The 9495-nt window shown below is 63.9% G+C and carries 13 protein-coding genes; 6 read left to right on the top strand and 7 right to left on the bottom strand.

Annotated elements, in window-relative coordinates; all coding sequences use genetic code 11:
• Positions 1-142: 142 nt before the first annotated feature.
• The 5 genes from NCT32_RS11310 to NCT32_RS11290 are packed head-to-tail and all read left to right on the top strand — an operon-like array spanning position 143 to position 2806.
• A complete protein-coding gene (locus tag NCT32_RS11310) occupies positions 143-685 on the top strand; it encodes a GspH/FimT family pseudopilin (RefSeq protein ID WP_250490294.1) in 543 nt (180 codons plus the stop codon).
• Positions 682-1065: a prepilin-type N-terminal cleavage/methylation domain-containing protein gene (locus NCT32_RS11305; protein ID WP_250490293.1), complete on the top strand. Its 384-nt coding sequence runs from the start codon at positions 682-684 to the stop codon at positions 1063-1065. The genes NCT32_RS11310 and NCT32_RS11305 overlap by 4 nt, the downstream gene beginning before the upstream one ends.
• A complete protein-coding gene (locus tag NCT32_RS11300) occupies positions 1062-1850 on the top strand; it encodes a PilW family protein (RefSeq protein WP_250490292.1) in 789 nt (262 codons plus the stop codon). Before NCT32_RS11305 ends, NCT32_RS11300 begins: the two co-directional genes overlap by 4 nt.
• Complete coding sequence (locus NCT32_RS11295; RefSeq protein WP_250490291.1) at positions 1847-2332, top strand: pilus assembly PilX N-terminal domain-containing protein; 486 nt, start codon at positions 1847-1849, stop codon at positions 2330-2332. The genes NCT32_RS11300 and NCT32_RS11295 overlap by 4 nt, the downstream gene beginning before the upstream one ends.
• Positions 2333-2341: 9 nt before the next feature.
• Positions 2342-2806, top strand: a complete 465-nt coding sequence (locus tag NCT32_RS11290) for a type IV pilin protein (protein ID WP_250490290.1) — start codon at positions 2342-2344, stop codon at positions 2804-2806.
• Between the two features lie 9 nt (positions 2807-2815).
• Here the strand turns inward: NCT32_RS11290 and NCT32_RS11285 are convergent, their stop codons facing one another.
• From NCT32_RS11285 to NCT32_RS11270, 4 genes are all read right to left on the bottom strand, one after another.
• Positions 2816-3313: a DUF3318 domain-containing protein gene (locus tag NCT32_RS11285; protein WP_061119419.1), complete on the bottom strand. Its 498-nt coding sequence runs from the start codon at positions 3311-3313 to the stop codon at positions 2816-2818.
• Between the two features lie 21 nt (positions 3314-3334).
• Positions 3335-3715: a phage holin family protein gene (locus NCT32_RS11280; protein WP_061119418.1), complete on the bottom strand. Its 381-nt coding sequence runs from the start codon at positions 3713-3715 to the stop codon at positions 3335-3337.
• Positions 3716-3894: 179 nt separating this feature from the next.
• Entirely contained in the window at positions 3895-4197 is a 303-nt protein-coding gene (locus tag NCT32_RS11275; RefSeq protein ID WP_016346183.1) for a YqjD family protein, read from the bottom strand.
• A 257-nt stretch (positions 4198-4454) separates the two neighbouring features.
• A complete protein-coding gene (locus NCT32_RS11270) occupies positions 4455-5645 on the bottom strand; it encodes an acyl-CoA dehydrogenase (RefSeq protein ID WP_250477054.1) in 1191 nt (396 codons plus the stop codon).
• Positions 5646-5780: 135 nt separating this feature from the next.
• On the opposite strand from NCT32_RS11270, the gene NCT32_RS11265 reads away from it, so the two are divergent.
• Positions 5781-6581, top strand: coding sequence for an IclR family transcriptional regulator (locus NCT32_RS11265; protein WP_250477053.1), 801 nt, complete (start codon positions 5781-5783; stop codon positions 6579-6581).
• A gap of 4 nt (positions 6582-6585) precedes the next feature.
• Here NCT32_RS11265 and kynA read toward each other — a convergent pair whose 3' ends face one another.
• Genes kynA through kynB form a run of 3 tightly spaced genes read right to left on the bottom strand, consistent with a single transcriptional unit; the run spans position 6586 to position 9378 of the window.
• Positions 6586-7461 carry a tryptophan 2,3-dioxygenase gene (gene kynA / locus NCT32_RS11260; protein WP_061119415.1) on the bottom strand — a complete coding sequence of 292 codons (876 nt, stop codon included), beginning with the start codon at positions 7459-7461 and terminating at the stop codon, positions 6586-6588.
• Positions 7462-7474: 13 nt separating this feature from the next.
• Entirely contained in the window at positions 7475-8725 is a 1251-nt protein-coding gene (gene kynU, locus NCT32_RS11255) for a kynureninase (protein ID WP_061119438.1), read from the bottom strand.
• Between the two features lie 26 nt (positions 8726-8751).
• Positions 8752-9378, bottom strand: a complete 627-nt coding sequence (gene kynB / locus NCT32_RS11250; RefSeq protein WP_250490289.1) for an arylformamidase — start codon at positions 9376-9378, stop codon at positions 8752-8754.
• Positions 9379-9495: the final 117 nt, after the last annotated feature.

Here is a 9495-nt window from a genome sequence, read left to right as displayed (position 1 = left end):
TCTGGCAGCGATGCTAACCCGCGTCTGATTCCGCGCGCCAGGCCAGCCCCTGCCTCGCGGAGTCATACTGACTAATGGCGGCGTGCATTTCTTCTCGCTAGATTGCGTCTTTCGGCTTGAATCTATCGATTAAGGATTGCAGATGATCAGCGCTTCAAATCAAGGTTTCACGCTCGTCGAACTGTGCGTGGTGCTCGCCGTGATGGCGATCCTCGCGACGTTCGCCGCGCCGTCGTTCGTCGCGTGGCAGGTGCGCGATCAGGTCGATGCGCGGGCGCGCTCGCTCTTTTCCGCGATTTCGCTTGCCCGTGCCGAATCCATAAAACGCGGCGCACGCGTCACGCTGTGCCGCATCGACCCGTCGCGTCATTGCCTGGCGGCGGGGCGAAGCTGCGATGCCGGCGTTACTGACTGGTCGTGCGGATGGGGTGTGTTCGTCGATCGCGACGGCGTTTCGACGCTTCTGCGCATGCAGCCCGCGATGACGTCGGTCGCCATCGCCGGGACATCGACCGAACTGTCTTTCACACCACCTTCCGGACAAGTGATCGGCGGATTTCGCAGTTTCGACTTCGGTCCGCGCGGCGCCGATGCCGCCGCGAATCCCGCGTCGCGTCGATGCGTACGGCTCGCGGCGGGCGGCCGGGCGCGCATCACGCAGGGCGGTTGCGGAGCGTCGGCATGAAGGGCGCGCAACGAGGCGATTCGCTGATCGAAGTGATGATCGCGTTGACGCTCACGGCGGTCAGCGCGCTCGGGCTCGTCGCGGTGCAAAGCGCGCTCGCGCGCGGTGAGCGGGCGGCGTTGCTGCGGGAACGCGCGGCGCTGATCGCCGATTCGGTCGCGGAAGGCATTCGCAGCGATGCCGACCGAGCGCCAATCGTGTCGCAATGGCAGGCGAGGGCGTCGTCGATGCTGCCCGCGGGCGATGTCGCGGTGTCCGATCGGGCCGACGGCGTGCGTATCGCGACGGTGAGCTGGCGTGCTGAAGATCGGTCCGACCCGTGCCCCGAGCCGCAGGCAAAACCGCTCACATCGTGCATTGCATTGGCGTTCGCGCGATGACTTCACGCTGCTTCTCATCGCGCGGCCATACGCTGCTCGAAATGACGATCGCGCTCGCGCTAGGCATGTTGATCGTGACCGCGTCGCTGTCGCTCTATCGCGGGCAGCGCGCCGCGTTCGATCGTGCCACCGACGCCGCACGCATCCACGACGCCGGATCGACCGCGCTGGACATGCTGGGACAGCAACTCCAAATGGCCGGTTTCGCGTCTGGCCCGGACGCGACTGTCGAAGCACCGGTATTCGGCTGCGCGCAAGGCCGCGTGGTCGGCGCGGAGTCGGGAGCATCGTGCGAGTCGTTGGCCAGTCATTCGGACGGCATCCAGATTCGCTACGCCGCAGATGCCGTATCCACATGGCCGTCGAGCGGTGGCGTCCCGACGGACTGCATCGGCCAGACCGTCGCCGACGTCATCGTCACGAATCGCTTTTACGTGAAGGCCAGCACTTCGAGCGGCGAGCCCGAGCTTTACTGCGAGGGCGGCGGCCGGCAGCCCCAGCCGATCGTCGAAGGCATCGAACGGATGCGTGTCGTGTATTGGCGGGCGGACTCGCCATCGGCCTTGGACGCTTCGGCCATCGCGCGCGAACGCTGGCGCGATGTCTACGGCGCCGACATTTGCGTCCTGGTACGCGGCTTCAACTCCAACGCGAAGCGGCGAACGAACTACGTCGATTGCAAGGGCTCGCCTGCTTATGCCGACGATGGCCGCGCTCGTCAGGTCTTCTGGCGGCGCATCGCGATACGCAATTCGCCGGCGATGACATCCGGGGGCCCGCAATGAAGCGACGTTCCCGAACACGCGGCGCTACGTTACCGATCGTCTTGATTCTCTCGGCAATGATGCTCGTGACGGCGAGCGCATGGTTGCAGACATCGCTCGTGGCGGCCCGCGCGACCGTTGCGACGCGCGAGCGCGCGCAGGCGTTCCATGCAGCGGACAGCGCGCTGATCCGATGCAGCCGGATGCTGTCCCTCGCGCTGCCATCGGCGAGCCAGTCGCTCAAGGACGAACCGTCCCGATGGCGTGCGAAGACATCGTTCGAGGGACCGACTGCCGCCGCGATCACGCCGTTCGCGGTGTGGGCGTACGCGCGCCGCGCGCCGCAATGTCTGATCGAATCGTGGGCGAGCGGGGCGTATCTCGTCACTACGCGCGGTTTCGGCGCGAGCCCCGATTCCGAGGCGTGGCTTCAGCTTCGTATCGATATCGCCGAGGGCGCGAGCACGCAGCACTGGCGGCGCGTCGTCGCCAGGCCGTTTTGAGGAGCCGTCATGAAAGGAAGCATGAGCGAGAAGGGCTTCAGCCTTCTGGAATTGATGATCGCGCTGGGCGTCGCCGCGATCATTGCGACATTCGCCATTCCGGCGTATCGAACGCACATGGTGAAGGCGCATCGACTAGATGCGGCGTCGGCGTTGGTGCGTGCAGTCCAGTTCGTCGAAACGACGCGGCTTGCGCAAACGTCGGAAAGCGGTGAGGCGATCACGCTCGGCGCAGGCTTCAACAGAGCGCCTCCGGGCGGGACGGCGGTATACAGCGTCGCCGTGCTGCCGGAATCGCCGACTAACGGCGGTTACGCCATCGAAGCCGCGCCTGTTGCGCCCGGCGCCATGCAGGACGATGCATGCGGCGCCTTCGTCATCGACGCGACCGGACTGCGCTGGAATCACCCGCCCGGCTCGACCACGCCGCTCGATGCAGTACAGTCCGCGTCCTGCTGGGCGGCGAGAGGTTGAAGTGGGAAATCAGAACACTGTCGGATCGACGGCGTTGGTGGAGGTCTCGGGCGCGGCGGTCTTCATTTGCTGATAGATGCGCCAGCCTTCCCATCCGGCGAGCGCGAGACCGCCCCATTTGAGCACGGGCTTGGCGCTGCGCAGCAACTTCGTTCTCACCGGCTTGGTGAGAATGAGCGACGCAAGGGAACCGACGATCGGATACTGCTTGAGCAGCACGCCGATATTGCCCGAGCCGAGCAGCGAACCGAGCAACCCGCCGATACCGCCCGCAGACGCGCGGCGCTTGCCCCATCGTGGCGCGCCGCCGCCTGGCATCAGGAAGCGCAGAAAACTGAAATGCGTGACGGACGAACGCAAATCATGTGTTGCTTGCCGCAACTCCATGCGCTCGACATCCGCGCGAGCGATCAGCAGTTCCTTGCGCAGCGCGCGCATGTGCGGCGTGCGCAGTTTTTTCGCTTTGTCGCGTTTGGGCGACCTGAAGGTATCGTCGTGTTGGCTCATGGCTTGGATTGGGCGCGGAGATCAGCGGAAGGTGTCGCGGTCCTTGCGGAATTCGGCGAGCGTGTCGTCGAACATGTTCGGGGCATCGAGCAAGCTGCTGCGCGCGCGCAGACCGCATGCAATCGCGATCAACGCGTACAGGAGCGTGATGCCGCCGAGCGCCTGCCACCGATACGTGTCCCAAAAGAAGATGGCGATCAGCACCGTGAGCGAGATGAGCGCCATCATCGCGAGCATCATGGCGGCGAGCCCGAGGAAAAGCACGCCGATGAGCCGCTCCTTTTCCTCCTGAAGCTCGATGCCGATGAGTTCAAGACGCGTCTCGAAGATGGCGAAGGCGGAGCTCAGAATTCGTCGCAGCGGTCCGGGGGACGATTGCTGCGTTGGCCGTTCGGTCGTCATGGCTTGAATGCGAGAAGCGCGTTAGTGCCGCTTTTTTGTGGTTCCGGTCGGCGCGTGAAGCGGCCGGCCGGTGCGAGTGTCGAGCCGCGCGCCCGAGCAAGGCGCTCGCGGTTCAGTCCAGCCGGGACCGCGACAAAGAGCAGATTAGCAATCCGCGGGCCATTGGGGCGAGTCAGCGGCTACTTGCGGTTGATCAGAAGCCCGATCACCATGCCGAGCCCCGCCGCAATGCCGATGGACGCCCACGGATGCTCGTGGACGTAATCGTCGGTCGCGCGTGCAGCTTTCTTGCCTCGCTCGATTACGACGACCTGCGCGTCGGCGGCTTTTTCCTTCGCTTGCTTCAGGCGCGTAAGGGCTGTCTCGCGCAATTCGGAAGCGCGTTCACCAGTGGCGGTCGCCGCTTGTTTCAAGAGATCTTCGGCGTCAGCGAGTACGGTTTTGATATCCGACATGAATCGCTCCTTATTGATTTCTGACATGAAAGGCTCCAATCGGTAAGGCTACGGAATCGTAACCAAAGATGGGACCGCTGACGAGGAGGCGTGACGCCTTCCGGGCGAAACTCACGCAGGTTCCGTTCCAGCCGCTCGTGCTTCGTCAATACATCGACATCAATTGGGATGGATACGATCTGACCCGTAAAAGTTTCAGCCGCCTATCGAAAGTTACAAACGGCAGAAAGACAAAGGGCCGACGCACGGCGCGCCGGCCCTTCTCAACCGTGAACTAAGCTCCTTCAGAAGAACGCCTGGATGCCCGTCTGCGCGCGGCCCAGAATCAGCGCGTGAATGTCGTGCGTGCCTTCGTACGTATTCACCACTTCGAGATTCACGAGATGACGCGCGACGCCGAATTCATCGGAGATGCCGTTGCCGCCGAGCATGTCGCGTGCGAGCCGGGCAATATCGAGCGCCTTGCCGCACGAATTGCGCTTCATGATCGACGTGATTTCGACAGCCGCCGTGCCTTCATCCTTCATGCGGCCAAGACGCAGCACGCCTTGAAGGCCGAGGGTGATTTCGGTCTGCATGTCGGCGAGCTTCTTCTGGATCAGCTGATTGGCCGCGAGCGGGCGGCCGAACTGCTTGCGATCCAGCGTGTATTGCCGCGCGGTGTGCCAGCATGATTCGGCGGCGCCGAGCGCCCCCCAGGAGATGCCGTAGCGCGCGGAGTTCAGGCAGGTGAACGGACCTTTCAGGCCGCGCACGTCCGGAAGCATGTTCTCTTCTGGAACGAAGACTTCGTCCATCACGATTTCGCCGGTGATCGACGCGCGCAAGCCAACCTTGCCGTGAATCGCCGGCGCCGACAGACCCTTCCAGCCTTTCTCCAGGATAAAACCGCGAATCTCGTCGCGGCCGTCTTCCTCCAGCTTCGCCCATACGACGAACACATCTGCGATCGGCGAGTTCGAGATCCACATCTTCGTGCCGGAGAGCGAGAAGCCGTTCTGCACCTTCTTTGCGCGCGTCGTCATGCTCGCCGGATCGGAGCCCGCGTTCGGCTCCGTGAGACCGAAACAGCCGATCCACTCGCCCCGCGCGAGCTTCGGCAGATACTTTTCCTTCTGCGCCTCGCTGCCGAAGGTGTTGATCGGCACCATCACGAGCGACGATTGCACCGACATCATCGAGCGATAGCCCGAATCCACGCGCTCGACTTCGCGCGCGATCAGGCCGTAGCAGACGTAGTTGAGCCCCGGACCGCCGTATTGCTCGGGGATCGTCGGCCCAAGCAGACCCAGTTCGCCCATTTCGCGGAAGATCGCCGGATCGGTCTTTTCCTCGCGAAACGCCTGCATCACGCGCGGCTGCAGCTTGTCCTGTGCGTAAGCGCGCGCGGCGTCGCGCACCATGCGTTCGTCTTCGGTCAGTTGCTGATCCAGCAAGAGCGGATCTTCCCAGTTGAATCGGGCGGCGTCGGCCATCTGCTATCTCCTGATTTCATCGAAAAGCGCCGGAAGCGCGTGCACATTTCCACAATCGGCTGGCGCGAGACGCTTGACATGAGTTCCGCTAGGCGAAACAATGTTTTGCAAATCCAGTTTCGAGTTTATCACCCGATGCCAGCCGAATCCAACCGGAATTCAGCGCCGATTTCTTCGCGTCATCTATCGTCCGAGGACATCGACGAGCGCAAGTTCGTCGTCGCGCTCGCACGCGGGCTCGATTTGCTGCGCGCGTTCCGGCCCGGGGAGACGCTGCTCGGCAATCGCGATTTCGTCGAACGCACCGGTCTGCCGAAGGCGACCGTCAATCGTCTTGCCTACACGCTGACGACGCTCGGCTATCTGCGCTTCGACGAACCTGCGGGCAAATACGCGCTCGACACGGGCGTGCTGTCGCTCGGCTTCACGCTGCTCGCGGGCGCGGACACGCTGGAACTCGCCCGCCCGCACATGCGCGCGCTTGCGCGGGAGATCGGCGCGGCGGTATCGCTCGGTTGCCGCGACGGCCTGGACATGATCTATCTGGAAACCATTCGCAGCGAGACGGCGTTGACGCTCGGCCTTGCGCCCGGCTCGCGCCTCTCGATGCTCACGAGCTCGATGGGCCGCGCGTATCTCGCGGTCCAGGAACCGGCGGCGCGCGAGGCGCTGTTCGACGAACTCGCGAAAAACGAAGACACGGCAATCGTCAATGCCGCCCGACGCTCGATCGACGATTTCGCGCGCGACGGCTGCTGTTATTCGTTCCGCGAGTGGCACGACGACGTCAACGCCATCGCCGCACCTTTTCGCGACCTGCGCAACGGGCGCTGGCTCGTGCTGTCGAGCAGCGGGCCGGCGTCGTCGATGGACGAGGCGTATTTCCGCGAGACGATCGGCCCGAGGCTGAAGGCGCTCGCCGCGCGTCTCGCGTAACGGCTCAGAGCACCGTCCGGACGTGCCAGAGCTCCGGAAACAGCACGACATCGAGCATCTTGCGCAGATACGACGCGCCCGCGGTGCCGCCTGTGCCGCCCTTGAAGCCGATGATGCGCTCCACCGTCGTCACATGCCGGAAGCGCCATTGCCGGAACGCATCTTCCAGATCGACCAGCTCTTCCGCCATCTCGTACAGATCCCAGTGATGCGACGGATCGCGATACACCGCGAGCCACGCCGCCTCGACGGACGGATCGTGCGTCGTCGGCTGCGTCCAGTCGCGCTCGAGACGCTTCGAATCGATCTCGAAGCCGCGTCGGGCGAGCAGGCGGATCACTTCGTCGTAGAAGGAGGGCGCCTCGAGCGTCCCGCGCACCTGTTCGAGAATTTCCGGCCGATGCGCGTGCGGCTTCAGCATCTGCTCGTTCTTGTTGCCGAGCATGAACTCGATCTGCCGATACTGATGCGACTGAAACCCCGATGATTGCCCGAGATACGGGCGCATCGCGGTGTATTCGGAGGGTGTCATCGTCGCGAGGACGTTCCACGCCTGCACAAGTTGCTCGAAGATGCGCGACACGCGCGCGAGCATCTTGAACGCGGGCGGCAGCTCATCGCGATGCACGGCCGCGAGCGCCGCGCGCAATTCGTAGAGCGCGAGCTTCATCCATAGCTCGCTCGTCTGATGCTGCACGATGAACAGCATCTCGTTGTGATCCGGCGAGAGCGGATGCTGCGCGTTCAGGATCGAATCGAGGCCGAGATAGTCGCCGTAGCTCATCGAATCGGCGAAATCGAGCTTGGCGTCGTGCCAACCTTCGTTCTGCGTGGTTTCCACGGCGCCGTGACCGAACGGGCAGCCTTGCGTATTGCTCATGTCGACGCTCCTTTCAGGTCACCGATGCGCGCTCGGCGAATTCGGGCGCGCGCCAGCTTTCGGTCGCGAGCACGTCGCGCAGGATATCGACGGCGTCCCACACATCGACGAAGCGCGTGTAGAGCGGCGTGAAGCCAAAGCGCAGAATGCGCGGCTCGCGGTAATCGCCGATCACGCCCCGCGCGATCAGCGCCTGCATCACCTCATAGCCGTTCGGGTGCTCGAAACTCGCCTGCGAGCCTCGTTGCGCGTGCTCGCGCGGCGTCGCGAGGGAGAGCGGGAATTCGCCGCAGCGTTCCTCGACCAGCCGGATGAACAGATCGCTCAAGGCGAGCGACTTGCGACGCAGCGTCTGCATGTCGGTTTGCAGAAACACGTCGAGCCCGCATTCGACGAGCGACATCGACACGATGGGCTGCGTGCCGCAAAGAAACCGGCCGATGCCGTCGTCCGGGCGATACACCGGGTCCATCTCGAACGGCTTCCTGTGTCCCCACCAGCCGGAGAGCGGCTGCGAGAAGGCGCTCTGATGGCGCTTCGGCACCCACACGAACGCGGGCGAGCCCGGGCCGCCGTTCAGATACTTGTACGTGCAACCCACCGCGTAGTCCGCGCCGACGCCGTTCAGATCGACCGGCACCGCGCCCGCCGAATGCGCGAGATCCCAGACGGCGAGCGCGCCCGCGCGATGAATGGTCTGCGTGAGCGCGGCCATGTCATGCATGTAGCCGGTGCGGTAGTTGACGTGCGTGATCATCGCGATGGCGGTGTTTTCGTCGATCGCGGCCGGCAGTTCCGAAGCATCGTCGACGAGGCGCAGTTCGTAACCGCGATCGAGCTGCTCGATCAAACCCTGCGCGATGTACAGATCTGTCGGAAAGTTCGAACGTTCGGAGACGATCACGCGCCGCTTCGGATCGCGCTCGTTTGCGAGCTTGAGCGCGGCCGACAGAATCTTGAAGAGATTCGCGGAGATCGTGTCCGTCACGACGACTTCGTCTTCGCCCGCGCCGATCAGCGGTGCGAGCTTGTTGCCGAGACGCTTGGGCAACGCGAACCAGCCAGCCGTGTTCCAGCTGCGGATCAGGCCTTCGCCCCATTCGGCGGAAATCACGTCGGCGGCGCGTGAGGCGGACGCTTTGGGCGGCACGCCGAGCGAATTGCCGTCGAGGTAGATCACGCCATCGGCCAATGCGAACTGCTCGCGCAGCGGCGCGAGCGGATCGTCGCGGTCGAGCGCCGCGGCTTCGTCACGATGTTTCATCGAAAAGTCCATATATTTGAAGATCATCAGGAAAGCGGACGCAGGACGGCGCGAACCGGACTCGCATCGAGCGTCGAGAATTTGAGCGGCAGGGCGATCAGTTCGTAGTCGCCGGGCGCGACGGCGTCGAGTACGAGGCCTTCGAGGATCGCCATGCCGTGGGCGCGGATACGCTTGTGCGCATCCATCGTCTTCGAGTCCTGAGGATCGAGCGACGGCGTGTCGATGCCGAGGAGCTTCACGCCTTTTTCGGCCAGCAAGTCGATGGTTTCCGGCGCGACGGCGGCGAAGGCGCTGTCCCATGCATGGAGCGGCGCGTTTGCATACGTGCGCAGCAGAACGCGCGCCGGGACGCCGTCGAGATGCGCGGCGACGTGTTCCGGCGTGACGAGCGGCGAAGCACCGATGCAGTGCAGGACGCGACACTCGCCGATGTACGTATCGAGCGCGACGTCGCCGATCGGCTTGCCGTGCTCATCGTAATGGAGCGGCGCATCGGCGTGCGCGCCGGTGTGGGGCGACAGCGTGAGCCGCGCAACGTTGACGGGCGAGCCCGCCTCGATTCGCCACACCCGCTCGATGCCGACCGGCGTGTCGCCCGGCCAGACGGGCGTGGCGGGGCCGATCGATGGGGAAATGTCCAGAAGCGTCATGACGCGCCCTAACAGAAATCGTAAAGATGCGTCAAATCATAGTCGCGTTATCTCGAAAGGTGCTTGCGAAATAACCACCCAAAAGTGTCGCGCTTAGAACATAATTCGATGAAACGG

The organism is Caballeronia sp. INML2, from assembly GCF_023631365.1.
In the GTDB taxonomy this organism is placed as follows: Bacteria; Pseudomonadota; Gammaproteobacteria; order Burkholderiales; family Burkholderiaceae; genus Caballeronia; species Caballeronia turbans.
The sequence above is the reverse complement of the archived record's forward strand: the minus strand, read 5'-3'. Positions and strand labels throughout refer to the sequence as shown.

What these genes read in the sequence shown, in the direction of transcription:
- NCT32_RS11310 (WP_250490294.1), top strand. Translation starts at nt 143, where the DNA reads ATGATCAGCGCTTCAAATCAAGGTTTCACGCTCGTCGAACTGTGCGTG.
- NCT32_RS11305 (WP_250490293.1), top strand. Translation starts at nt 682, where the DNA reads ATGAAGGGCGCGCAACGAGGCGATTCGCTGATCGAAGTGATGATCGCG.
- NCT32_RS11300 (WP_250490292.1), top strand. Translation starts at nt 1,062, where the DNA reads ATGACTTCACGCTGCTTCTCATCGCGCGGCCATACGCTGCTCGAAATG.
- NCT32_RS11295 (WP_250490291.1), top strand. Translation starts at nt 1,847, where the DNA reads ATGAAGCGACGTTCCCGAACACGCGGCGCTACGTTACCGATCGTCTTG.
- NCT32_RS11290 (WP_250490290.1), top strand. Translation starts at nt 2,342, where the DNA reads ATGAAAGGAAGCATGAGCGAGAAGGGCTTCAGCCTTCTGGAATTGATG.
- NCT32_RS11285 (WP_061119419.1), bottom strand. Translation starts at nt 3,313, where the DNA reads ATGAGCCAACACGACGATACCTTCAGGTCGCCCAAACGCGACAAAGCG.
- NCT32_RS11280 (WP_061119418.1), bottom strand. Translation starts at nt 3,715, where the DNA reads ATGACGACCGAACGGCCAACGCAGCAATCGTCCCCCGGACCGCTGCGA.
- NCT32_RS11275 (WP_016346183.1), bottom strand. Translation starts at nt 4,197, where the DNA reads ATGTCAGAAATCAATAAGGAGCGATTCATGTCGGATATCAAAACCGTA.
- NCT32_RS11270 (WP_250477054.1), bottom strand. Translation starts at nt 5,645, where the DNA reads ATGGCCGACGCCGCCCGATTCAACTGGGAAGATCCGCTCTTGCTGGAT.
- NCT32_RS11265 (WP_250477053.1), top strand. Translation starts at nt 5,781, where the DNA reads ATGCCAGCCGAATCCAACCGGAATTCAGCGCCGATTTCTTCGCGTCAT.
- kynA (WP_061119415.1), bottom strand. Translation starts at nt 7,461, where the DNA reads ATGAGCAATACGCAAGGCTGCCCGTTCGGTCACGGCGCCGTGGAAACC.
- kynU (WP_061119438.1), bottom strand. Translation starts at nt 8,725, where the DNA reads ATGAAACATCGTGACGAAGCCGCGGCGCTCGACCGCGACGATCCGCTC.
- kynB (WP_250490289.1), bottom strand. Translation starts at nt 9,378, where the DNA reads ATGACGCTTCTGGACATTTCCCCATCGATCGGCCCCGCCACGCCCGTC.